This is a genomic window from Rothia amarae (assembly GCF_014705945.2).
Classification (GTDB): Bacteria; Actinomycetota; Actinomycetes; order Actinomycetales; family Micrococcaceae; genus Rothia; species Rothia amarae.
The window spans coordinates 371,812-395,676 of the sequence record NZ_CP061538.1 but is presented as its reverse complement, the minus strand read 5'-3'; the positions used below and the strand labels follow the sequence as shown (position 1 = coordinate 395,676).

Genomic DNA, 23,865 nt, shown 5'->3' with positions numbered 1-23,865 from the left:
TATTCCTGTTTTCTCCTAAAGAACCCTAAATACGGTCCCAGAATAATTTTCTGAGAGGTAGGGCACCCTAGTTGCCTCGGGATTAGGAGACCTCAGTACAAATAAGATGCCCTTATGCCTCATCAGAACTTACTTTTAGCCCATATAGAGTTACGGTTTCTTCGGTCCATGTTCGAAGTTCTGGCACAGTGAAATGAAGCGGGTATTCGCTTCGTCTTCACCAATACTGACGCGTACGCCCTCGGTACCAAAAGCTCGCACAGACAGTGCGACTTCCTCGGCTCGTCGAGCAAACTCAGGAGAGTGCTCGCCCAATGCCAGCCACACGAAATTAGCGCGGGTCTCAGGAATCCACCAGCCTAAATCTTCAAGCGCTTTTTTGACTCGTTCTCTCTCAGAAACTAAATGCCGCACCCGATCCATCACTACATCGTGGTGCTTTACCGAGGCGATAGCAGCCTCTTCCGCCAGAGAAGTCACTGCAAAAGGAGTAGCGGCAACGCGAAGATACTGGGTTATCTCCGGGTGAGAAATTGAATAGCCCACACGCAACCCAGCCAAGCCCTGGGCTTTAGAGAAAGTACGCAACACTACGACGTTGGTGTAGTCGGGGTAAATGTCCAAACCGTTGACCGGAGGTTCTTCACCCTCTGGAATTTCTGAGGCGGAGCAGAACTCGAAGTAAGCCTCATCAATTACTACCACCACGTGGGAAGGAACTTTCTCTAGGAAATCCCGTACCTGGATTTCGGTAAGCGCCGGACCAGTAGGGTTATTAGGAGTACAGAGAAGAATGACGCGGGTGTGCTCAGTGATAGCCGCCAGCATTGCTTCTAAATCATGTGAACCGTCAGCTTTATTGGGAACCTGGATACTTTCAGCACCGGCTAGCCCCACACAAATAGGATATGCCTCGAACGAGCGCCACGCGTAGATAACCTCGTCTTTCTTACCGTCGTCCTGGGCGCCAGCGAAAGTAGAAAGAATCTGGATGAGCGCGCCCAAACTCCCGCCACCAGTCACAATATCTTCTGGATCAACACCTAGATGTTCGCCCAGAACCCCACGCAAACGAGTGGAGAGGGGATCCGGGTAGCGATGCACAGTATCAAACTGGGAAAGAATGTCAGCAACTTCTGGTACAGGTCCCCAGGGGTTCTCATTCGAAGAAAGTTTGAACTGCTCCAGCCCCTCTACCGCTACAGGAGGCTTGCCCGCTGCGTATTTAGGCAGCCGGTCAAAAACCGGGCGGGGAGAAGGATTCAGCTTACTTTCCGTTTCAAGATATGCATTTACATCAGTCATGGTTCTCATCATAGTTGTTCTAGCTCACACAGTCTCTACCCTTATATGAGTTCTCGCTTGTTGCTTTCAGTATGGCATTTCTCTTAATTTTTAGAAGATATATTCTAATATTGATACATATTTTAGAATTTATGTTCTATTCTTAAGGCATGAAAGCAGTAATTCTCGCGCGCCTCACTTCCCCAGCGCCTGCAACTTACCCCACCGCCGACGTCCGCGTGCCCGCAGGGTTCCCCTCCCCCGCCCAGGACTATTCAGCAACCACCTTGGATTTAAACGAGGTTCTCATTCATGATCGAGCAGCAACTTTCATTCTGCGCGTTTACGGAGATTCCATGGTGGATGCAGGAATCTCAGATGGGGACGAAATTATCGTAGATCGATCCCTTGAACCTCATGAGGGCGCCATCGTCGTCGCAGCACTAGACGGGGAATTCACCGTCAAAAGATTCCGCCGCAGCCCCGACGGTCAAGGCTGGCTACTTCCCGAAAATCCCGCCTACCCCGCTATCCCCATCTCTGAATACGCAGATTTTATGATTTTTGGAGTAGTAACGAGGTGCCTTCACCATGTGGGCTAAAGCCCTCTCTGCTAAGGATTTTCAAAACCACCCTCCGCCCGCCATCCTTCACGCCCAGAACCAGAGTTCGATATCCTGCCAACCCAGCAGTCCGCCGCCTTTGGTCCTCCCCGAACATAAGCCTCAGCTACTCTACTTCCACGTCGACATCAACTCTTGCTATGCCTCCTGCGAGCGCATTCTCGACCCTTCATTGAACGGCAAGCCTGTAGTAGTGCTCTCTAATAACGACGGTTGCATGGTGGCGCTCTCAGCAGAGGCAAAAGCAATGGGTTACCGGCTGGGGGAACCCTGGTTCAAGGTAAAAGAAGGAGCTGAAGCGCGAGGGGTTATTGCCCGGTCGTCGAATTATGAGTTATACGGCGACATTAGTAACCGGGTAATGGAGGTTTTGCGCGAGTATGCCCAGGGGTTTGAGCAATATAGCATTGACGAGGCGTTTCTGACGGTTCGTCTATCTACTCGCCAAGCCGCGCATATTGCCCGGTGCATCAAGGACGATATTGCAAGACGCATCGGCGTGCCGGTGTGTGTAGGGGTTGCCGCTACTAAAACTTTGGCCAAACTCAGCAATAAGACCGCTAAGAATGTTCCCCACCTGGGCGGGGTATGTGTGTGGAATCTACTGCCCTCTGGACGCCGTGCCCATCTTTTCCACCATTTACCGGTGGATCAGCTATGGGGAGTTGCCTCAAGGACTCGCAAGAAATTAGCCAGCATGGGAATTATTTCTATCGGAGATTTAGCGACCGCCGATCTTTCTACTATTCGTAAACGGTTCTCTATAGTGCTCATGCGCACGGTATTAGAGTTGCGGGGGACGTCCTGCATCCCCTTAGAACCAGTGCGGAAATTTAAAGATCAGTTGATTTATTCAAGGTCGTTCTCTTATCCCATTACTGATCGAGAAGATATGGCTCAGGTGATGAGTGTTTATGCACAAAGGGCTTCTAAGAGATTAGTTCGCGATGGACAGCAGGCGAAACTTTTAACTGCTTTTTGCGCTACAAGTTTTTACGGAGAGAACATGGTTTTCCCTACCTCCGCGGTCAGGTTACAGGCACGAACCGCTGACCCCGCAGTGCTGACTAAAGCAGCGCTTACTCTATTAGATCGTGCCGATTTTGATGGCCCCCGTTATGCAAGGGCGGGGATTATGCTGACGGATCTCGCCCCAGGGGATTCCTCTATCGCATTTGAGATGTTTCAGTACAGTCATGAAAGAAGAAACGTTGCCTCCCTGATTTCTCAGGTGGAAGAAAAATGCGGGGAAGGATCGCTCGGCTTAGGCAGAGCGGGCTTCACTCGTAAACCGGTGTGGGAGATGAAGAGAGAGCTTCTCTCGCGCCGAGGAACGACACACTGGGATGAACTAGTGAGAGCTTCCGTACGCTAGCGGGGATTTCATCAACGCATCGACCTGCCAGATACCAAGAAATTACTTTTATTCGAAAGAATTTTTACTTTACACCAAAACTTTTTCAGGGAATAATGAACACCATGACATCTCAACAGAAAAAGCACGACGAACACTCCACCACTGGTGCCTACGTACATTCTGGCGAAGAATTCGACCGCGATACTAACTACATCGAAGATCGCATCGTTGCTCATTCTGGCATGGGCCCCGGTGAAGATGACCGTGAACATGGCATCTGGCCAGTAGAGAAGAACCGCTACCGACTCGTGGCTGCACGCGCTTGCCCCTGGGCTAACCGCACTCTCATTGTGCGCCGTCTGTTAGGTCTGGAAGACGCCATTTCTGTAGGATTGCCCGGTCCCACTCACGACGCGCGCTCCTGGACTTTTGATTTAGATGAAGACGGAAAAGACCCTGTATTAGGTATCGAGCGCTTGCAGGAAGCATTCTTCAACCGCTTTGCAGATTACCCCCGCGGAATTACCGTTCCTGCCATTGTTGAGATTGACTCTAAAGCGGTCGTCACCAACAATTTCCCTCAAATTACAGAGGACTTTACGAAAGAATGGAAGGAATTCCACCGCGAGGGCGCACCTGATTTATGGCCTGCTGAGCTCGAAGATGAGATGCGTCAGGTCATGCAGTACATTTACACCGAGATTAATAACGGAGTCTACCGCTGCGGGTTCGCCGGTTCGCAAGCTGCCTACAAGAGAGCTTATGACCGACTATGGTCTGCCCTGGACTGTGTAGAGGAACGACTTTCCACCCGTCGTTATCTCATGGGAGATTACATCACTGAGGCAGATGTCCGCCTGTTCACCACACTGGTACGGTTCGACGCCGTCTACTACTCCCATTTCAAGTGCAATCGTCAGCCGCTCTTTAGTATGCCGAACCTCTGGGGCTATGCCCGCGATCTTTTCCAGACCCCGGGCTTCGGAGACACAGTAGATTTTGAGCAGATTAAGCGCCATTACTACTACGTTCACGAAGACATCAATCCCACCCAAATTGTGCCCGTTGGTCCTCGTACCGACGGATGGTTGACTGCCCACGACCGCGAAGAATTAGGGGGCTCCCCTTTCGATGAGGTTACAGGAGCGACCCCTCCCGCAGAGGTACGCGACAGCGAACGTGTAGAAGCTGGTCACAACCCTCTTTACCCCGTAGCCAACTAGGCTTTAAAGAGCCGGTTTGAGTGCCGGAGTAAAAGTCGAGAACCGCTCCGCCTGGGAAGAAGCCTGGAGAGGTTCAGAATACTGGGCGGAGGGGTTTAAGACCCATGCAAGAGCAGGGCTTTCTACCCCTGTATAAAGAAAAGCCTTGGGAGACTCCCCCAGCGGATCCACATATTTATCGTAGAATTCTGTGGATGAGTAGTCTTCTGGGAGCCCTGGTAATTTTGCCCCTTTGGATGCCGTATTGTTCAAAATTTTTTCTGTGACATCGTAGGCTCCTGACCCAATTCCCAGAGCGCGGTTCAAAGAAATATCCTGCTGGGAAGTCCCCGGTGCAAACGAAGAACCGCTGACTTCATAGTTTTCAGTACTCGCCATACGATCCCGTATATCCAACAAAGATTGTTCCGGGATATGTGATTGAGGGATAGCTTCAGTAGCAGTGGTGTACTCGTCATACCCGTGAACAGGCATACTCGTGACTAACTTGATGTGTTCATCGTTTTGCTCAAGATGGTCTACATCCCGTTCCTTGAATTTTTCTATGCCGTCGGGAGTGATGTCATAGTTCGTCTCGATAGTCCGAACATTTTTGCCTCGGTCTGGGTAAGCGGAAGAGCCCTGCAGATGGGGTACGGGGTCATTCCTGTCTGCCACAATCATGGTGGGAATATTGGGGGAAACTTTCATATCGCCCGTCGGTCCGCCCTGCATATAGAGGTAATTGAGCTTGTATTTCTTCACGAATTCCTTATTCGTAGATAAGGCGCTAACGGTCGCTGCTCCTTGGCTAAAACCACCCAGGTTAACAGGCACGTCCGAAGATATGCCGGCGTCCGAAAGAGCTCGATCTACCAGCTGCATCATGGCTGTGCTTTCTTCAAGGGTATCGAGGTTATCGGCATTGATAGAGGCAACGTTCGTGCTCCAGGTGTTGATCCCACCGCTGTAGGCAGGCGAATCTGGGTCCGTTCCCGGCACATAAACATTGGCAGCAATCGTGTTACCCTCACCATCTCGGACTACTTGTACCCGTAGTCCGTCGTATTCGATGATTTCTCCATCACCGCCATCGAGTGCGTCCATCGCGTCCTCGCCTTTACCGACCAACTCCAGGTTATGAGCCCACTGATAGGGAGTTACTGGAACAGCGAACATAGGCTGGGTAGCATCTTCATACTCTTTTTTCCCCTCAAGCTTCTCCACGCGCACGCTTGAGTCATTGAGGTCTCTGACAACCCCGGTCTTGACGCCGAATTCTTTGAGGTGCTTCCCCACGTCACGTCGCCATGAAGCGCTCATGCCCAGCTCACCCATTCGTTCGTCCCGGCGTTTACGAGCGAAAGATTCACCGTTCATTTTCAAATCGGCATAGTATCCCATGCCGAAAAGAGCTCGCGCTACTAAAGGGGAAACTATGCTGGCGAACGGCACTTTGTCGGCTATCTTTTCGCCTAAGACGCCGCCCGTCGCCACGCTTTTGCCTGCCAGATAGAGTAGCCCGGGCACATACCCCTCAGGACCTTGGAGAATCTCAGTGGCAAGGCGCTCTGCATCAATATAGTTATTCCGCGCAGTTTCTACCTTGGCTGAAAGGGTTTTATGCCCCTGGGAGAGAAGGAAGAATTTCGCGCCGGTGGCGGTCAGAATAGCACCGGCATGTAGGCCCTCCCCTGTGGGATCAAAAGAAAGCAGGGCTGTCACTTGGGCGGCAATCAAAGAGACGTCCACCGCTAAATCTTGGTTCGTTTCCCCCGCGGTTTTGAGTTGCTCTACAACTTCAGTCAGGCTGTCAGTATCTACTTCGGTACGTGCCATGCACATGTTTTGGCTCATCAGCGTGCTCCCGCGGTTAAGGTGTTTTGTACAGAGGAAATCAGAGGGCTGTGAATCAGCGATTCCAAATGAGCCTGGGCAGAACTCACCAGAGGGTTGGTCAGAATATCGGGAAGATGATCTGTTGCCCCCTCTAAGCTGCGCATTCCCTGGTCTACTGCAGCCCCAGCGCTAGCAATATTCGCCGCCAACGTTTCTAACTCTTGAGCAAGTGCCTCGCCCCCTATACGAGTTTTCGCAGCGGCGTCAGCCAGCGAACGCTGAGTGTCGTACTGTTCTTCATTAGAGGTATCCAGCGAATCCCGAAACTGAGTAGCGGCGTCCGATACCCACTTGACTGCGTACATTGCATCAAGTTGAGCTGAGACCTGCTCGCTCTCTGCCTGAAATGCTTCGATATTTTGCGCCAAAGACTGCGAATATATACGAACTTCTTGCGCTAACGTCCATACCTCAGCAGACACCGGCCCGCTCACGCCGCTTCCTATACCCGCCGACCATGCCACGCCCATGACGGATTCCACACTCAACTGATTCCCTCCTCGAACTGTTTATTTCAGGCTAGGGTAAGGGATCCTGAAGGAGGAGAGCATGAAAGAAATCTGTGGATAAACCCCCTCAAAAATGTCTTATAAAGTTATCCACACCCTGCTGGTACCTTATTTGCCGGCGTCGCCGTCTTCATCTTTGACATTCGACCAGGTTTCTAGCGCCGCTTCGTGTCAAAATAGGACTATGTCTCATCGTGATAATTGCACCACCTTGCCCAACGGCCGCCATTCATTGACCGGCGCCGGTCTCGCCCTTGGTCCTCTCGACGGCCGATACAAATCAGCAACCGAACCATTGGTTGATTACCTTTCTGAAGCCGCGCTGAACCGCGACCGCGTGCACGTAGAGGTCGAATGGTTTATTTACCTCTGCGATCACAAGGTCCTGCCCGGTCTTGAACCCCTCACCGAAGATCAGAAAAAGGGTCTGCGTGAAATCGTCACCGAGTTCACCGAGGAATCCACTGCAGAACTGGCTGAGATCGAAGCGGTTACCGTGCACGATGTCAAAGCCGTTGAGTACTTCATCGGCCGCCGCTTAGAGAAGCTCGGATTAGAACGCCTCAAGCCCCTGGTTCACTTTGGGTGCACCTCCGAAGACATCAACAACCTCTCCTACGCGCTAGGCATCAAGGACGCCGTCAACAATGTGTGGCTGCCAGCAGCTCGCGATCTGGTAGCTCAGATTAACGAGATGGCAGAAAACGCTAAAGACATTCCCATGCTTTCTCGCACCCACGGTCAGCCCGCCACACCCTCCACTTTGGGCAAGGAATTAGCAGTATTTGCCTACCGTTTGGGCCGCCAGGTTAAGCACGTGGAAAATGCTGAGTTCTTGGGCAAAATCAACGGTGCTACCGGCACTTTCTCTGCACATGTCGCATCTGTTCCCGGTGCCGATTGGCTGAAAGTTTCTGAAGAATTCGTGACCGGACTGGGTCTGGACTGGAACCCACTCACCACTCAGATCGAGAACCACGACTGGCAGGCAGAGCTGTATTCTTCTATCGCGCATTTCAACCAGATTCTGCATAACCTGTGCACCGATATTTGGAATTACATTTCTATCCGTTTCTTCCGCCAAATTCCTGTGGAAGGTGCGACCGGCTCATCGACTATGCCGCATAAGGTGAACCCGATTCGGTTTGAGAACGCTGAGGCTAACCTAGAAATCTCTAATACCCTGTTGAACACTTTGGGCTCCACCCTGATTCAGTCGCGCTGGCAGCGGGACCTCACCGACTCGTCGTCCCAGCGTAATATCGGTGTGGCTTTTGGTCACTCCATTCTGGCGATCTCGAACGTGGCGAAAGGTCTGGCTCGATTGGACGTCGCAGAGGACGTCATCGCTGAGGATCTCGACCAAAACTGGGAAGTTCTCGCCGAAGCTATTCAGATGGTCATGCGCGCCGAGGCAATCGCCGGGGTCGAGGGTATGGAAGATCCTTACGAACGTTTGAAGGAACTGACCCGAGGACAGCGCGTTGACGCTACCCGTTTGAAGGAATTTGTCGCGGGGCTAGGTCTTTCTGCCGATGCCGAAAAGCGCCTCTCAGAGCTCACCCCCAACACCTACATTGGTATTGCGCCCGAGCTCTTGAAATTCGCCCAGTAAATAGCGCATTCGCTGAAAGCGACCAGGGAAGTGCTCTTTTGACCAGTATTTGCTGGTCAAAAGAGCATCTTCCTGGTCGCTTTTAAAGCAGTTGCCTCCCTAGACTAGAGACATGACAGAACTCGACGACGAACGCCAGCGCACCCCCGACCAGCTCCGGACGGAGACGTCCTCCCCCGCCGCGCGTCCGCACGTCGGTGCATCCGGCTCGAACGATGCGCGCCCCGCTACCGATGCTAAAGAACCACTTGCCATTCGTCGCATTCTCAAGCTACGCCGCAAAAACCCCGAAGGTACACCGGTTGAAATTTCTGATGCGCTCGATCAACTTTTTATTCGCGATTTTACGCTTGTGGGCGGCGCAGAAGCAGGTGTCAATAACTTGGTGCCCGGCGCTGTAACTGCCGCTACCCGCAACAGCAAGGTTGCTGGTCTCACCCGAGCAGCTACCCAAATCGGCGCGGTGCAGGGTATCTCCACCTACACTCAAAAAACCGCCCAGGGAGTGAGCACAGCGGCACACGTCGGTTCCTCCCAGGCTATCAAGACCTATCTTTTTGCCCAGGCGCTTCTGCACCACCTTCCCGTGGATAACGCCGACGATGCCGCCGCCCAAATTCTCGGCGGGGACATCCACCAGTTACTCACCACGTTAGAACAACCTATTGCACGCCAGCCCCACCAATCAGGAGCTTCGCCGTTGAACGTGATCACGGCAATTTCACAGATCGGTTTGCGCAACCCGCAGATGTTTTTGCTGGTCAAGAGCGGTGAACAGTTGGTGAGATCCGGCGGCTCGGTAGTGGAAAGCTCTAAGGCTCGGAAGGAGTTTGCTCAACAGCTAATAGCGCAGGCGAAAGAGGTACTCGGGGAAACGCCTGCCGCTTTCCCCGATCGGTTCATCCAGGTCATTGAGCCTGAGGTAGATAAGGCTCCGGAGAATATCGAGGCAACTCCCGCCGAGGAGGTTGCGGCAACCTCTGCGGAAGAACTCGAACGTATTGCCACGCAAAACTCTGCCTCGGTCAAGGGCGCTCGCTTAGCTGCCAAGATGTTTGCTAAGGGCTCTGAAAAGACCGGACTGTTTGGTTTCGGAAAAAAGTAAAACCTCAAAAGAATGCCTCCGCTCTCGAAGAAGAGCGGAGGCATTCTTTTGTGGGATGAGAGGCTTATTCAAGCGGTTAAGTCGCCATGCAAGCACAGCAACGGTGAACTAACCTTCTCGCCTGCCTCGCTGGCGCTCGCAAAGGCGATTCATGCCAGACCCAGCCAGTTCACCTTACTGCCGTGCTTGCATGGCTTTTACCCTTCAGAGTGCCTCTCCCACCACGCTCAATTACTTGGTGATTTCTTCGGCAGAGTCTTTTTTCTCTGCTTTTTTGTCTTCGAATTTTGGTGCACGTTCGTTAATCTGCAGTGCGGCGGGGAAAATCGCAGGAGCTTCACCGAAGGCTTCCTGAGTGGACTTGATAACCTGTTTACCCAGAGCGAGGTTTGCACCGCCACCCACTACCGCGCCGATGCCGAAGGGTAGCGCGCGTCCGAGCAGTGCGCCGGACCGGCGGGGGAGGAAGCGCTTCACAAACATGTTGCGGATGGTGCGCTCCACGCTGAATGCCTTGCCGGAGTCTTTTTTGCCCATCATCAGGCCCCATTTGCTGGTGATTCCTGAAGCGGAGCCGCTTTGAGCTACCAGCGAGTTCATCAGGCTGGCGCCGTCTTCACCGAGCATAATACCCATGACCATGGTGCGGGTTTCTTCTTCGCTCAGGTTATCTACGCCGTTCAGCTCAGCAATTGCCTGGGCGAACAGGGCCGTGCGTTCCAAATAGCCACCTACGGTTAGCACTGAAAGCCCTACCGAGGTTGCGGTGCCGATACCTGGCACAAAAGCCGAAGCACCGATAGCTCCGCCGCCCACGGTGACGTCGCGAAGGTACTGCCGCTCCAGGCGCTTAGCAATCTGGGAAGGGGTTTCGTTGGGGTGCTTCTCCCGCATCTTCTTCACCATGGAAAGCACAAGGGGGCGCTGGATGCGCAGCACAGTGTCAAGTGTTTTAGTGAGAGCCGGCTTGGGATTGCCGTCTTTATCAAAAGCATTCTTCGTAGGATTAAACATGATTAAAGTAAATCATCTCCCTACTTACTTTTCTTGCAATCCACCCAAAAATTTGCCCACAGCTCACTCCCGCCTGCCCGTTCTAGGCAGATGGGCTTTAAGTTGCCCCCTCTGCGCAGATGGCTAAACTAGGTGAGGGTCAAAAAGCACAGAGGGAGTTTTATGAAGAACAAAGCATATCCAGGGTCAGCTAAATCAGGTATCAGCGCAGGCGTTGGATTAGTGCTTCTTTCTGCGACTTCTATTCAGTTTGGTTCGGCTTTCGCAGTTTACCTTTTCCCTCATATGGGTGCGTGGGGAGTTACTGCTTTCCGTCTCGCCGTTGCCGCATTTTTTATGGTACTAGCGATTCGCCCTCGGATTCGGGCGTGGACGTGGATTCAATGGCGGGCAGTTCTTCTCTTCGGAGTATCTATTGCCGGTATGAATGCGGCTTTTTATCAAGCTCTTTCTCGGATTCCGCTCGGTTTGGCGGTCGCCGTAGAATTCGCTGGGCCGCTTCTGCTCTCGATGGCGCTTTCCCGGCGTCGCATCGACCTCCTCTGGTCAGCAATAGCAGCACTTGGCCTAGGAATTCTGGGGGTAGAAGCTCTCTCCGGTGCTGATGCGGTGAATCCCCTGGGTGTTTTGTACGCTTTCATAGCCGGGCTTTTTTGGGCAGGATATATTCTCTGCAGTGCTCGGGTAGGTGAAGTTATCGACGGCGCTAGTGGGCTTGCAGCCAGCCTTGTGATTGCCGCTTTGTTGGTTCTTCCCTTTGGCGTCTCGGGAGCAGCTGTGGCTTTCTGGGATCCTCAGCTCATTCTTTTCGGCGTGCTCACCGGTATTTTGTCATCGCTTGCCCCCGCAATTTTTGAGTTTATGGCGCTGCGAAGGGTGCCGCGAAATATCTTCAGTATTTTGCTAAGTCTTGAACCTGCCATCGCCGCTCTTGGCGGCTGGCTTCTCTTACAGCAGGAAACGGGACCGGTACGGTGGTGCGCTATTGCCCTATTGATTTGTGCCAGCATCGGCATTACCCGCACCAAACCTATTGAAGTATCTGTTGCCACCACTGAGCTTGAGCTCTTGGGCTACGACGAATCTACGGCAACCGGCGCTCTACCTACCCTCGTCGGATTCCAAACTCCTGTGGATTTAGAAGACCCCGAACACCCCAGCCCGCTCACCCAATCTATCCGAAAAATCGAACTCTCCAACGACTATCGTTCTGGGAGCTAACCAGTTCTAAAGAGTTGCCACGAACTCGCTGAGCTCATGCGTATCTAGCACGACGCCGGGGTGAGGGCCTGCGGCGCTCAACGTAGCCCGGATATCGGCGGACAGGGGCTGGTCTGTACCCACCAGGATAAGGTTTCCCGGGTACTTAGCGGTCAGCAGTGACTGCTCGGTCAAACACCATACATGGTTGAAAATCCCTAGCATAGTACGAGCTTGGGCGGCAAAGAAGGTGAGCCCCGGGTCATCGCCCACGTTCACTACCAGTACTCCCCCACCAGAAAGCTCGTTCTGCAGTTCCCCATAAAATTCAGGTTCGGTCAGGTGCTCAGGAGCCTGCCAGCCGGAGAAAATATCGAGGACTATCGCGTCGATTCCCTGCTCAGTCTTGAGCAAGGGGGCCAGGCGGGGAACCGCCGACCGCGCGTCGTCAATCAGAATTTCTAATGAGCTACCTGCGGGTAAGGGCAACTCATCCAATACCAATGTGGGTAATTCCCGCTCAATATCCACCGCGACCTGCACAGATCCGGGGCGGATTACCTGAATATAGCGTGCCAGAGTGAGCGCCCCAGCGCCTAAATGTGCTGCCGAAATAGGTTCCTGGGTAGGGCGAAAAACATCAATCACATGAGCGATACGGCGTAAATATTCATAGAAAATGTGGCTCTGATCAGCCATATCAACGTGCGACTGCTCAGCACCGCCGATTTCAAGGATATAACCGGAGTCGCTCAGCCCGTCGGGAATAATGCGCGCGCCAAGACCTGAAAAGGAGAGCTGAACTGTACGAGATTTCATGCTCTCATCGTAGAGGATGCGCCAAGCTTTCCCCGCGCCGATGGCTAATGCAGATGAGCGTAATGTTCGCTCTCCTTCAAAGATTCAGGTTCCAGCTGGAAGGTGGAGTGGCGAATGCTCACCTCAAAATGCTCATTCACACAATTCTGCAAGGCTTTGAGAATTTCAACGGTGTGCCCGGTTTCAAAACATTCATCGCGCAACACCACGTGCGCGGTTAGCACCGGCAAATCCGAAGAAATTTGAGATGCATGCAGGTCATGGACCGCCAAAACGTGTTCCTGGGATTCCAAGTGGTTCTGTAATTTCTGCAAATCAAGGTGAGGTGGAGTCGATTCCAGCAGAACATTGATAGTTTCAAACAGGAGTTTGAGGGTGCGGGGAATAATCAAAATACCAATGAAGAGCGCCACCACGGCGTCTGCCTGATACCAGCCCCACACACCAATCACCAGCGCAGAAACAATCACCGCGACCGAGCCCAGAGCATCGTTGAGTACTTCGAGGAAAGCCGCTCGCATATTAAAGTTTTGACGGTTTCCCCCTACCAAAATGGCTATCATAACAAGGTTGCCCACCAGCCCGATTGCACCAAAAATGAGTACTTCAAACCCTGGAATCTCTGCCGGATTGAAGAACCGCTTAATCGCCTCAACGACGACGAACGCTCCCACGCCCAGCAAAAACGCTGCTTGGAACATGGCGCTGATAACCTCAATACGTTTCCACCCCCATGTGCGTTTCAACGACGACGGGCGCGCAGCAAGATGCGCAGCTACCAGGGCGACAGTAACGCTCAAAGCATCGGTGAAAACATGAACCGTGTCAAAGAGAAGCGCCAGTGACCCGGTAATCCAAGCCCCTGCCAGCTGAAAGGCGAAGAGAAGCCAGGCGATAGCAACAACGACGGTGAGACGCTTGGAATTGGCACCTGCGCCGTGGGAATAGTGGTCATGACCCATAAAGTGAACTGCTCCTAGTAGGTTCCGAAATCGCGGTAGGAACCCTGGGGGTCTCCAATTTCGGCGTCTACGTGATCTACGTGCCCCGCGGTATTCCCCGAGTTTAGCGAATCCAGAAGTTTCTGACAATTTTCACGGCTGCCTTGAGCCACGATCTCTACCGAACCGTCATCCAAGTTCTTGGCATAACCCACCAGCCCTAGAGGAGTTGCTTCGCTCTTCGCCCACCAGCGGAATCCCACGCCCTGGACACGGCCGGTAACATTGGCATTCAGCTGAGCTTCAGCAGGTTCCCCGGAGCCTTGCTGAGCGGATTTTTCTCGGTCAAATACGTTAAAGAAACTCATAGAGTAAGCCTAATACACCAGGCGAGGAGGGGCCAGGGGCGTTGGAAATAAGCGGGGGGAGTTTGTATCAAAATAGGGAGGTTTGAACCAGAAAAATGAAAATGGACCGCATGCGATACGGTCCGCTTTCACAAATTTGGTACAAGCTGTTCAGCCCTCCAACACAGCGCTCAGTGGTACTACTTCGCCGGTCGTCGTTGCTATCTGGTGAAGAGCACTAGCATGTCTCTCTCTAGTAAAGTCAGCACATGCATCTGCAATAACAAAAACCTCAATATCACGGGCTAACGCATCAAATGAAGTCGCCAAAATGCCACCGGCAGTGAAGACACCGCTAATAATCAGCTGGTCGCGCTTTTGACGGCGGAGCTCCGTCTCAAGGTCAGTGGCAAAAAATGCGCTCAGAGACCGCTTACGCATACAGGGAACTTCAGGCTCATCTAGACCTTCTAACGCAAACGTATGAGCTTCTTCTTCAGATGGCCCTAGCCCCCATAATCGTGCGCCAAGCCCCCGCTGGTGGAGGGTATGAGCTGCTCGCGGTGCCGAACATATTAGCGGGATATCTTTTTCCCGAGCAAAATCTACTAACTGCTGATTCTGATGAATTACCTCTTCTATCAGTTCTGTGGGAAGAACTTTAAGGTAATAGGGCAGTAAATCGTGGAGGAGAATAGCACAGCGAGAAAAATCTATTTCCCAGCCTAATCCTTCCGCAGTGGCAGAAAATTCCTTGAGAGAATATTGGGCGATGTCAGCGCTAAAAGTAGCCATATTTACTCTCCTTCACCTAATTCGTGAGGGGAAGCGAGCTCCCACTCGTTGCGGAGAAGGGAGAAAAGAAGCTGGTCATGCCATGCCCCTTCACGCCATTGGCCCTGACGAACGCGCCCTTCCAACGTAAACCCTAATTTGTGAATGCAAGCGAGCTCCGCTTTATTTTCTGGATCGGTAGTTACCTGCACTCGGTGAACCGGATAGTGCGTAAAAATATAGTCAACCAGAAGTCTCTGAGCTGAAATACCAAAACCGCGACCCCGGTAGGTGGGCAAAATTCCTACCGCTATTTCCCAACACTTGCTGGTAGACGCACGTCCCCATGCCTTGGCGAACCAATCTACTCTTCCTACTAGCTCACTGCCATAATAGATGCTGAGAGTATTTTCGTCCCCGCCCAAAGCTCCACGCTGAGTATAAGCGTTTCGTAAAGAGTTGTAATTCGTCAGCCCAAACCACTGATAGGTACTTGCGCCCTCTCGATTGGAAAAAGCTAATTCAAAAGTATCGATATCTTTCATCGCTACAGGTTTTAAATGAAGATGCATGGGAGTCCTTTTCCAAAATGCGTTTCATCCCGCATCCTACATCGAGTTTGTATCAAAAATGCGCCTGTGTACCACGAAAAGCGTGGTACACAGGCGGAAATCGAATACAAACGGGAGGGCGACGAACCGACGAGCGAAGTAAGAGTTCTTACTTGAAGTCGCGCTTAGCTGGCGCAGCAGCCACAGCCGCGCTCACTTCATTTGATCCTGCCGAGAACGGAATCGCCTTGCCAATAGTGGAGTCGTCAGCAATGACCGCCACCATCACATCAGCAACTAGCTCCCGCGGAGTCTCTGCGTTCTCAGGCTTGAGATTTACCTCGATGCCGGCAGCGGCGTCCTCCGTCAACATACCTGGACCCAAGATAGTGAAGTCCAAATCGGAGTCTCTCAGGTAAGCATCTGCTACAGCTTTCGCTGTCTCGTAGGCGTAGAAACCGTTGTCTTCACCAACCGTATGTCCGTTGCCGGAGCCAAGGTAAGAAACCATAACGTAGCGCTTTACCCCGGTGTGCTCCGCGGCTTCGATGGTTCGAATCGCTGCGTCCTGGTCAATAGCGTAGGTGCGCGAAGTATCGCCGCCGCCCGCGCCGGCACTCCACACCAGAACGTCAGTTTCTGTCTCCTGGAGCATCTTCTCAATCTCGGTAGTAGAAGCATTCTGGATATCCAGGACGACGGCGTTCGCGCCCTTGCTCTCGATGTCCGAACTCTGATCGGCGTTACGAATCACTGCGTTAACGGTGTGCCCTGCCTGAACCAGTTTGGGCTCTGCCAATAAAGCAACCTTGCCGTGGCCACCAATAATCGTTACGTTTGCCATGAGAATCTCCTTTCGAGTTTACGAAGAGTTTTAACCTCTTCTTTCAACAAAACTATCACTGCTTAGTTTTTATTCCCCGTAGTAGATTAGATTTCAACGTTCTTGCCCCACCGAAAGACTCCCATGCAACCCGGACTTTTCATCTTTGACTGCGACGGTGTTCTCGTTGATAGTGAAGTTCTTGCGGTTGAGATTGACCGTATGGTTCTTGAAGAACACGGATGGTCGCTCACTCGCGAACAGGTCATTGAGCATTTTCTGGGGATCCCCATGACTAAGGTGCAGGAAGGTCTCGAAGAGCATCTGGGCCGCCCACTGGGTGCTGACTGGATTGATTCGCTCGAAGCCCGCTATAAAGAGTCGTTTGAGAAAGACCTCAGGCCCGTTCCGGGAATCATCGAAGCATTGGAGCAGCTCGAGGACCCACGGCGTGTGGCGTCCAGCGGTACTCACGAGCGTATCCGCCACTCTCTCACTTTGTGCAAAATGTTGGGTTATTTTGAAGATTCCCATATTTTTAGTGCCCAGGACGTGCACCACGGAAAATCTGCTCCCGATTTGTTCTTGCACGCGGCGTCGTCGATGGGGGTTTCATCCGAAGGACTGCCTGGTCATTGAAGATAGCGCCCACGGTGTAACCGCAGCACGCGCAGCCGGTATGAAAGTTCTTGGATACGCCGGCTCAAAAGTTGGAGGATGCCGGTGCCCAGATTTTTGAGGACATGGCAGAGTTGCCGCGTCTGGTTGCCGAAGGCTTTTAGATAACCGAGTGGAGAGAAATAGTGGGTTTCTGGTACAGTGGCATTCGTTCAAGACGTGCGCGAGCGCCGAAAGAGCAGGCCTCCATAGCTCAGGGGTAGAGCATTTCCCTCGTAAAGAAAAGGTCGTCGGTTCAAATCCGACTGGGGGCTCCATGTAAGTCCGCTACTTATCTAAGTAGCGGACTTTTTTGTATTACCCGCCAGTAATGAGAACCGCACGTCATAAAAGAAAATATTTCTATTAATTTTGTTATCGAACCGTGACACTCTTTATTTCGTGTATATCAAACCGTTATGATTGGAAGACACTCGTACATTCCCCCTTGAAATTCTGGAGGTTCTCCATGTTAAAAGAGCTCTTTAGCTCTGTTGGAGGATCAGGGAACCGTTCCGCACGCGGCTTCTTGCTCCTCGTTATTCTTCTATTCATTCCTTCTGCAGCGATTTGGTTCTTTTATCGTTCGCTTTTCCAGGCAGATGCTTCTATTGCAGGAATGATTGCTCTTTCCGCTATTACTGCGTGGCTGTGGGCTTATCTCATTGGCTATGGCGAAGATCAGCACACCGCTGAGATTACCGAATAATTTCAGCTCATCAAAAGGGGCGGTTTCAACCGATGAAGGTTGAAACCGCCCCTTTTCTTTAAGGCTTATACCTCAGCGAGACTTAGCTACGCCACAAACCGTACGTTTTCGCCAGTTCTGACACTTTGCGAGCGCGCGCCAGGCGCGGCAGGTAGGAGCCGTCTTTAGGTACGTTGCCGCCGCCGGCTTCGTTGAGCATCTCTTGTGCCCATTGAATTTCTTCGTCGCTGGGCGCGAGGGTGAGGTTGATGGTTTCTGCTTGGCGCGGGTCCAGCAAGAGTTTACCTGTCATCCCGTGCATGGTGGTGTAGTGGCATTCTTTCATGAGATCTCCACCGTATTTGCCGACTGAGGGGCCGTCGATGGGGCCGGGTAGTTCTCCTGCACGGGACGCCAGAACTAGCTGAGAGCGCGCGTAGGACAGGGCAATCGGATCTGCGGAGACGCCGGTATCGCGGCGGTAGTCACCTACGCCAAAGGCGAGGCGGAACGTACCGGGCGCGCGGGCGATATCGACGACGTTGAGCATGCCAACTGCCGATTCGATGAGCGCAATAACGGGGGTGCCTGCAGCGAGCATCATGGCAGTGCGGGTTACTTGGTCAGGATGTTCGGTGGTTGCCAGCATCACGCCGCGCAGACCTCTGACGCCGTTGAGTGCTTGAACGTCTTTCTTCCAGTGCTCGGTGCCCATGGTGTTAATACGCACCCAAGCGGTCATGGAATTTTCCAGGAGCTGAACGATTTTTTCGCGGGATGCGTCTTTGAGATTCTCGGGACAACCGTCTTCCAGGTCTAACAGGATGGAGTCCGCTTCTGATTCGAGAGCGGCGGCGATAGTTTCTTCGTCGGCTGCTGCAGAAACTAACAGCCATGTACGAGAAACTCGTGCAGGTAGGGCTGCTGCTCGGTCATTTCGGTGAAAGTGGGGCACGGTCATCCTTCATGCAGAATCGAGTATTTACTTTGATTCTACTTGGGTTCGTCAGGCGGCGTCTGCACTCTTTGCCGTTGAGGGTATCATGTACCCGCGCCCGTCTTTCATTTCAAAGACAGCGTCGATTGCTGAGGATGTAATGGAATCGTGAGTGACCATGACGGTGGCGAGCTGGAATTCGCTGGTCAGTTGGGCAAGAAGCGCAACAATAGATGCTGATCGTTCGTGGTCGAGGGCCGAGGTGGGTTCATCGGCGAGCAGGAGGGAGGGGTTCCCCATGAGTGCTCGGGCGATGTTGACGCGCTGGCGTTGTCCGCCGGAGAGCTGGTGGGGGCGGCGGTTGCGCATATCTGCCAACCCAACGACGTCGAGCAATTCGGCGGCTCGGTCTCGGGTATCTTTGAGCTCTTTGCCGCGTGCACCAGCTAGGTGTGCCATCGCAACGAGTTGTTCTTCTGAAGTGAGGGCGGGGAGCAAATTGGGTTGCTGAAAAATGATGCCAATGTCGTTGCCACGCAGGCGAGTACGTTCGGCGTCTTTGAGACCAGAGGTTTCTTGCCCGTTGAGGAACACCTTGCCAGAGGTAGGTTGAATCAGCGTGGCAGCCACAGAAAGGAGCGATGACTTACCCGAGCCAGAGGCGCCAACAACAGCGGTGAAACTTCCTTTATCTGCTTGAAACGTAATGGAGTCAAGAGCTTTGAGCGTTTGGGGCTGACCGTTGGAATCTACACCGTCGGGGTATTGGAGAGTCACGTTTTCTAGGGAAAGTACGGTGGTCATTAGTTGCCTCCTAAAGCAATCATGGGGTCGATTTTAGTGATGCGGGCGGTGGCGATAAACGACCCGGCTAGTCCAATAGCCCAGATACCGACTGCCGGGCCCAGAACGGTGAGGAGGTTAAGCTGGAAGGGAAGAGCATTCTGGGCAAGCGCGCCAAGAACCCAGCCCAAGAGAGCACCCAGTGCAGCTCCTCCAAAGAGGATAATGGCGGCTTGAATCATCGCATCGCGCAGAAGGTACCCGGTGGAAGCTCCTAGAGCGCGCAATACAGCTAAATCGCGAGTGCGCTGGATAGTCCACACGGTCAGGAAAGAGAGAGTCACTAGCGCCGAAATTCCATAGAGGAACCCCTGCATGGCTTGCAGTGATCCACGTTCTGACTGAAAGGCGGCTAGCCCCTGAAACGATTCTTTGGTGGTGACTGCTTTGGTTCCTGACTGGTCGGCGGCGGAAGTCAGCGCGGCGTCATCTGCATGGGGAGCAGAGATGGCTAACACAGTACCTACGATCTCTTGATCCGCCGGCTGTTGCGAAGCGCCAGCGTTCACATGCCCGATTTTCTGCCAAGCGGCAGTATCAGCCCACATCACCGGAGTATGCGAGTAGTAGGTGTCAGCAACAATCCCACCGACTGTAAACGTATTTCCGCTGATAGTGACCTTATCCCCCACTTTCGTACCCGAGTCCTGGGCGATAGTTTCTCCCAAAACCACCGTTGAATCGGAAAGCTCCGTGAAGCCTTCTAACGCATGCCCTACCGAATCGTGCAGTAGTGAACTTCCCGCAGGAATACCGAAGACTGCAATCGACGGCGACGCCGCAGACCCCTCTAACACCGTCTGGCTGATACCCACCGGGGTAGCAGAGTCCACGCCGTCCTGGTTCGCCCAGATCTTTTGTTCGCCGGCAGTCACGCTGGAGGAGGTGAACGATACCTCCGGTTCCTGCGAACCTGCAGAACCAAACACCAAGCGATCTGCCTTGAGCGATTCCAGCCCCGCCGTATTCTGCTGCCCCAAACCCCCGGTGAGACCGGTGAGCATCACCAAGAGCAGGGTCAGCAACCCTACCACTGCCGCGATAAGAGCAAACCGCCCTCGCGCAGAGAATATTTCTCTTATTCCTAAAAACACTGGATCCCTTTCACCCGTATAGGCTTCTTGCGCCTCTTGCCCGCCACCGCGTCGGCAAGCGGTCCCTATCGCATGGCTCGCTAGCGCTCGCAAATGCGATTCACGCCAGACCCAGCCAGCTTGCCGACCTCGGCACCGGGCTGACAGGCGCAACCCATCTATAAACCTCGACTTCTCTTCTTCTATTCTGGAAAAATCTGGTTTCTAGCACATCACGTGAACGGTTGAACCTCTTATCAACCATTTGGTTGATAGGGCAGGCAGGCGGAATATCTTCACAGTGGGTACCTTAGAATTATCAGAACCTCTTTGCTGAAAGTAGACCCATGAATCCGGCCCCCGAAGAATCATCTGTTCTGCAGATTTTGCGCATCAGTTTGCACGTGATGTTCGCTTTTTTGCTGGCAGTAGGTTTTATTTCGGCGCTTCAGGACGACGCCGCCCCCGGCAGACTGACGGTGGGCTCGCTCGCACTGGCGCTGACGTATATGGCTGGCACTATCGTGGAGAACCGGTTTGCCCGGGGAAAGTTCGGCGGAGTTCGCGGAGCTAATCTGGTGCGTTCCCGCCCTGCGCTAGCGAGAACCTGGCTAGCGATTGTCGTGATGCTGTGGCTTGTGTTGCTGTACCATCACAGTAGTTTCACCTGGATGATGTTCCCTCTCGTCTTCCTGTGTATGCATCTGCTACCGGTTATTCCGGCATTGGGGGCGGTGGCTCTTCTTACCGGCATTTCTATCGGGCTTCCCGCGATTCAGACACAGCACGAAAGCGCTCACGAACTCAGTGCCGGTGCCATCATTGGGCCCAGCCTGGGCGCGCTGTTAGCCATCATTATTTCGCTTGCATACCGTCAACTTCACCGAGATTCCCTAGCGCATCAGCGTACCGCCGAGAAACTTCGCGCAACCCAAGCTGAACTTGCTCAAAAAGAGCACGAATCGGGGAGGCTGGAAGAACGGGAAAGGCTCGCCCGTGAAATACATGACACGCTCGCCCAGGGGCTCTCTTCTATCGTGCTGATTTCCAGAGCGGCAGCAGCAAAACCCACCGCCCCAGAGGTAGGAGAACAGCTCAGCGTAATCAACCGCGTCGCCGCAGATAACCTTGCAGAAGCCCGCCGCTTCATCCGAGACCTTTCCTCTCCCTCTCTCACTACATCGCTCGTCCCAGCTTTAGAGCGCCTTTGTGCCGAGACTCAGAGAATGGTATCTGCCCGAGGCGATTCGCTCTCTTGCACGGTGCACCTTGATGGGGATCAGTCTCCGCTGAGTGCCGCAGAGCTTCCCGAACCTATCCAAGAGGCTCTCATACGCATTACCCAGGGAGCTTTAGCCAACGTTGCAGCTCATGCCCATGCCCAGCACGCCGTCGTTACCCTGGGGCTATGGGAGCACACCACCACTTTAGATATTTTTGACGACGGCCGCGGTTTCATCCCCACGCTTGCTGCCGAGGCTCACCCGACCCACCCCGCTGATGGCTCAGGCTACGGGCTAGTATCCCTCCGAGCTCGCGCCGTCGAAATCGGCGCAGAGCTGGCCGTAGAATCTACTCCGGGTGAAGGTACAGTAGTGACTCTTTCCCTACCTCATTCATCGCTTACCCAAGGACGCTCATGACCGTATCTATTATGTTGGTTGACGATCATCCCATCGTGCGTGCCGGGTTGAAAGCAGTCTTCACTTCCTTCGAAGATATTGAGGTTATCGCAGAAGCCTCAGACGGCGCAGAGGCACTAGATGTTTTACAGCAGGTCACCCAGAACGGCACAGCGCCTGACGCTGTCATCATGGATCTACAGATGAAACCCATGAACGGGATAGAAGCTTGCCGGGCTATTACCCAGGCAGGCGGGCCGCCGGTGCTGGTGCTAACAACTTTTGATACCCAATCGGATATTGTGGCAGCGGTCGAAGCCGGAGCGCTAGGCTACCTCCTCAAAGATGCCCCGCCCCAGCAAGTGCACGATGCTGTTTTAGCTACGGCGGCAGGCCGCAGAACTCTTTCTCCACATATCACTGAGGTATTGCTTGACCGGATGCGCACCCCCGCTCCCGATTTGAGCCCGCGAGAAATTGAACTTCTCCAAGCACTTGCCACTGGAGCCACTAACAAGCAACTGGCCAAGCAACTTTTTATCTCTGAGGCGACTGTAAAAACCCACCTCGTCCATATCTATTCCAAGCTGGGAGTGGATAATAGGACGGCGGCAATCGGCGTCGCGCGAGAAATGCGGCTTATTTAAAGAGAATCGCCGCCGGTTCATGGTGAACCGGCGGCGATTCTTTTTTCAATAATTCGACGGCGGAACTTAGTCCTGTGCCTGACGGATTTCCTGCCCCTGAACGTCAGAGGTATTATTCGCCGCAGCAATCATGCGGGCTTCTTGCTCAGCTTTGTAATTAGCTGAAGCGAAGTGGCGATCTTTGTACGCCAGCGCGGGAACTTCCACGAACTTATACATGGCAATTCCTACCACCAGGCCGAGAGCGACCATGAGAAGGACCATCACGGGACGGGGCAAGAATTCCAGGTGGGGTTCAACCAGGCGGTAAATAACATCATGAGAGAGGTAGATGGAGTAGCTGGAAAGTCCCAACAGCTGCAGGAATCGCCACTGGAGTAGTTTCATGAGCTTAGTGCCCAGCGGCTGGCGTCGAGCTACCTGACCCCACAGCACCATCAGTGCGGCAGCAATAGCCTGGAGGGAATAGCGTGCGGTATCGCGGAAGAAATCATCACGAATTACGAGTGAGAAAAGGTAGATTCCTACAGCTACCACAATCACCCAGTTACGGCCCAGCAAGGGAATGCTACGCCCGGCACCAGTAAGAGAAGAATCGGCAAACCGAGACCCACGGATGGAGCGGCCCTGAACCATGTCGGTATTTCGGTATTTAAAGAACCAGACAGCCACGAGAGTGCCTACAGCGATAGCTTCAACGCGGGTATCGGTACCGAAGTAAATACGGTCAGAACTTGCGCCGTCGAGGAACAGGAAGAATCGTGAGAGATTCGACCATACAATGGCAAAAATAGCGAGGCTCACTACGATTTTGAGGTAGTGCTTGCTCTTGACGGCAAAGAGCCAAATCAGCGCGAAGACCAGGTAGAACTGTTCTTCAATCGCTAGGGACCAGGTGACATGAGAGCCAGGGAGAACGGTGACTTGGGAATCAAGATAGCGCCAGTTAAAGAAGAAGAAAATCTGCCCGAGGAAATCACCAATATTGACGGCGCCACCGAAAGCCATATAGATCAGGGTTGGGATGATTAGCGCGAGAAAGAGGGGCGGGGCGATTTTGATGAGGCGTCGCATATAGAAGCCACCGAGGTCGAACCCTCCAGTTTTATCTCGTTCTCGCAGGAGCAAGAACGTAATGATAAAGCCTGAAATGACAAAAAAGATGGTGACGCCGGATCCGCCGGGTACAAAGGTCAGTCCTGCATGCGAAAAAACGACGAGCAAAACTGCAAATGCACGCATTGCATCGATGTGAGCGTAGCGATTCAAGGGGGTCCTTCTGGTGTTTCTAAATGGTACAAGCGAGTGCGAACGGTACATTTTGAGCAAAATGCA

Annotated in this window: 24 protein-coding genes and 1 tRNA gene; 11 read left to right on the top strand and 14 right to left on the bottom strand. The window is 53.1% G+C overall.

Going from position 1 to position 23,865, the window contains the following annotated elements:
* Positions 1 to 150: 150 nt before the first annotated feature.
* Positions 151 to 1,305 (bottom strand): histidinol-phosphate transaminase, encoded by a 1,155-nt coding sequence (locus IDM48_RS01910; protein WP_190617819.1) that lies wholly within the window; start codon positions 1,303 to 1,305, stop codon positions 151 to 153.
* A 149-nt stretch (positions 1,306 to 1,454) separates the two neighbouring features.
* Here IDM48_RS01910 and IDM48_RS01905 point away from each other — a divergent pair, with 149 nt between their 5' ends.
* From IDM48_RS01905 to IDM48_RS01895, 3 genes are all read left to right on the top strand, one after another.
* Positions 1,455 to 1,886, top strand: a complete 432-nt coding sequence (locus IDM48_RS01905; protein WP_190617818.1) for a LexA family protein — start codon at positions 1,455 to 1,457, stop codon at positions 1,884 to 1,886.
* A complete protein-coding gene (locus IDM48_RS01900; protein ID WP_190617817.1) occupies positions 1,876 to 3,282 on the top strand; it encodes a Y-family DNA polymerase in 1,407 nt (468 codons plus the stop codon). The genes IDM48_RS01905 and IDM48_RS01900 overlap by 11 nt, the downstream gene beginning before the upstream one ends.
* A 104-nt stretch (positions 3,283 to 3,386) precedes the next feature.
* A complete protein-coding gene (locus IDM48_RS01895; RefSeq protein ID WP_190617815.1) occupies positions 3,387 to 4,487 on the top strand; it encodes a glutathione S-transferase C-terminal domain-containing protein in 1,101 nt (366 codons plus the stop codon).
* A gap of 3 nt (positions 4,488 to 4,490) precedes the next feature.
* Here IDM48_RS01895 and IDM48_RS01890 read toward each other — a convergent pair whose 3' ends face one another.
* Positions 4,491 to 6,323, bottom strand: a complete 1,833-nt coding sequence (locus tag IDM48_RS01890) for an alpha/beta hydrolase (RefSeq protein ID WP_202939900.1) — start codon at positions 6,321 to 6,323, stop codon at positions 4,491 to 4,493.
* Complete coding sequence (locus IDM48_RS01885; protein ID WP_190617812.1) at positions 6,323 to 6,853, bottom strand: hypothetical protein; 531 nt, start codon at positions 6,851 to 6,853, stop codon at positions 6,323 to 6,325. The genes IDM48_RS01890 and IDM48_RS01885 overlap by 1 nt, the downstream gene beginning before the upstream one ends.
* A 205-nt stretch (positions 6,854 to 7,058) precedes the next feature.
* Here IDM48_RS01885 and purB point away from each other — a divergent pair, with 205 nt between their 5' ends.
* Positions 7,059 to 8,489, top strand: a complete 1,431-nt coding sequence (gene purB, locus IDM48_RS01880) for an adenylosuccinate lyase (protein ID WP_190617809.1) — start codon at positions 7,059 to 7,061, stop codon at positions 8,487 to 8,489.
* Positions 8,490 to 8,601: 112 nt separating this feature from the next.
* Positions 8,602 to 9,594, top strand: a complete 993-nt coding sequence (locus tag IDM48_RS01875; protein WP_145173893.1) for a hypothetical protein — start codon at positions 8,602 to 8,604, stop codon at positions 9,592 to 9,594.
* A gap of 231 nt (positions 9,595 to 9,825) precedes the next feature.
* On the opposite strand, the gene IDM48_RS01870 is transcribed toward IDM48_RS01875, so the two are convergent.
* Positions 9,826 to 10,608, bottom strand: coding sequence for a di- and tripeptidase (locus IDM48_RS01870; RefSeq protein WP_190617807.1), 783 nt, complete (start codon positions 10,606 to 10,608; stop codon positions 9,826 to 9,828).
* A gap of 162 nt (positions 10,609 to 10,770) precedes the next feature.
* Between IDM48_RS01870 and IDM48_RS01865 the strand changes: the two genes are divergently transcribed.
* Positions 10,771 to 11,829, top strand: a complete 1,059-nt coding sequence (locus IDM48_RS01865) for an EamA family transporter (RefSeq protein WP_190617806.1) — start codon at positions 10,771 to 10,773, stop codon at positions 11,827 to 11,829.
* 6 nt (positions 11,830 to 11,835) lie between these two features.
* Here IDM48_RS01865 and IDM48_RS01860 read toward each other — a convergent pair whose 3' ends face one another.
* The 6 genes from IDM48_RS01860 to IDM48_RS01835 form a co-directional block, all read right to left on the bottom strand.
* Positions 11,836 to 12,627, bottom strand: coding sequence for a spermidine synthase (locus IDM48_RS01860; RefSeq protein ID WP_190617804.1), 792 nt, complete (start codon positions 12,625 to 12,627; stop codon positions 11,836 to 11,838).
* Positions 12,628 to 12,671: 44 nt separating this feature from the next.
* Complete coding sequence (locus tag IDM48_RS01855) at positions 12,672 to 13,589, bottom strand: cation diffusion facilitator family transporter (RefSeq protein WP_145173905.1); 918 nt, start codon at positions 13,587 to 13,589, stop codon at positions 12,672 to 12,674.
* 14 nt (positions 13,590 to 13,603) lie between these two features.
* Complete coding sequence (locus tag IDM48_RS01850) at positions 13,604 to 13,936, bottom strand: acylphosphatase (RefSeq protein WP_068172099.1); 333 nt, start codon at positions 13,934 to 13,936, stop codon at positions 13,604 to 13,606.
* A 150-nt stretch (positions 13,937 to 14,086) separates the two neighbouring features.
* Positions 14,087 to 14,710 carry an isochorismatase family protein gene (locus tag IDM48_RS01845; RefSeq protein WP_190617802.1) on the bottom strand — a complete coding sequence of 208 codons (624 nt, stop codon included), beginning with the start codon at positions 14,708 to 14,710 and terminating at the stop codon, positions 14,087 to 14,089.
* 2 nt (positions 14,711 to 14,712) lie between these two features.
* Entirely contained in the window at positions 14,713 to 15,261 is a 549-nt protein-coding gene (locus IDM48_RS01840) for a GNAT family N-acetyltransferase (RefSeq protein WP_190617800.1), read from the bottom strand.
* A 148-nt stretch (positions 15,262 to 15,409) separates the two neighbouring features.
* On the bottom strand, positions 15,410 to 16,084 hold the full coding sequence (locus IDM48_RS01835) for an SDR family oxidoreductase (RefSeq protein ID WP_151145173.1): 675 nt from the start codon (positions 16,082 to 16,084) through the stop codon (positions 15,410 to 15,412).
* Between the two features lie 123 nt (positions 16,085 to 16,207).
* Between IDM48_RS01835 and IDM48_RS01830 the strand changes: the two genes are divergently transcribed.
* From IDM48_RS01830 to IDM48_RS01820, 3 genes are all read left to right on the top strand, one after another.
* The gene (locus IDM48_RS01830) at positions 16,208 to 16,702 is read left to right on the top strand and encodes an HAD family hydrolase (protein ID WP_238398008.1); all 495 of its coding nucleotides are present in this window, start codon (positions 16,208 to 16,210) and stop codon (positions 16,700 to 16,702) included.
* A 221-nt stretch (positions 16,703 to 16,923) separates the two neighbouring features.
* A tRNA-Thr gene (locus IDM48_RS01825) sits at positions 16,924 to 16,998 on the top strand.
* A gap of 191 nt (positions 16,999 to 17,189) precedes the next feature.
* The gene (locus IDM48_RS01820; protein ID WP_068172109.1) at positions 17,190 to 17,429 is read left to right on the top strand and encodes a hypothetical protein; all 240 of its coding nucleotides are present in this window, start codon (positions 17,190 to 17,192) and stop codon (positions 17,427 to 17,429) included.
* A gap of 82 nt (positions 17,430 to 17,511) precedes the next feature.
* Here IDM48_RS01820 and IDM48_RS01815 read toward each other — a convergent pair whose 3' ends face one another.
* Genes IDM48_RS01815 through IDM48_RS01805 form a run of 3 tightly spaced genes read right to left on the bottom strand, consistent with a single transcriptional unit; the run spans position 17,512 to position 20,282 of the window.
* Complete coding sequence (locus IDM48_RS01815; protein ID WP_145173918.1) at positions 17,512 to 18,363, bottom strand: HpcH/HpaI aldolase/citrate lyase family protein; 852 nt, start codon at positions 18,361 to 18,363, stop codon at positions 17,512 to 17,514.
* Positions 18,364 to 18,414: 51 nt separating this feature from the next.
* The gene (locus IDM48_RS01810) at positions 18,415 to 19,149 is read right to left on the bottom strand and encodes an ABC transporter ATP-binding protein (protein ID WP_151145170.1); all 735 of its coding nucleotides are present in this window, start codon (positions 19,147 to 19,149) and stop codon (positions 18,415 to 18,417) included.
* Positions 19,149 to 20,282, bottom strand: coding sequence for an ABC transporter permease (locus IDM48_RS01805; RefSeq protein WP_145174232.1), 1,134 nt, complete (start codon positions 20,280 to 20,282; stop codon positions 19,149 to 19,151). Before IDM48_RS01805 ends, IDM48_RS01810 begins: the two co-directional genes overlap by 1 nt.
* A 326-nt stretch (positions 20,283 to 20,608) precedes the next feature.
* Here IDM48_RS01805 and IDM48_RS01800 point away from each other — a divergent pair, with 326 nt between their 5' ends.
* Together IDM48_RS01800 and IDM48_RS01795 are read left to right on the top strand one after the other, a co-directional pair.
* Positions 20,609 to 21,904, top strand: coding sequence for a sensor histidine kinase (locus IDM48_RS01800; protein ID WP_190617797.1), 1,296 nt, complete (start codon positions 20,609 to 20,611; stop codon positions 21,902 to 21,904).
* Entirely contained in the window at positions 21,901 to 22,530 is a 630-nt protein-coding gene (locus IDM48_RS01795) for a response regulator (protein ID WP_151145164.1), read from the top strand. The genes IDM48_RS01800 and IDM48_RS01795 overlap by 4 nt, the downstream gene beginning before the upstream one ends.
* Positions 22,531 to 22,596: 66 nt before the next feature.
* Here the strand turns inward: IDM48_RS01795 and IDM48_RS01790 are convergent, their stop codons facing one another.
* A complete protein-coding gene (locus IDM48_RS01790; protein WP_068172127.1) occupies positions 22,597 to 23,799 on the bottom strand; it encodes an acyltransferase family protein in 1,203 nt (400 codons plus the stop codon).
* Positions 23,800 to 23,865: the final 66 nt, after the last annotated feature.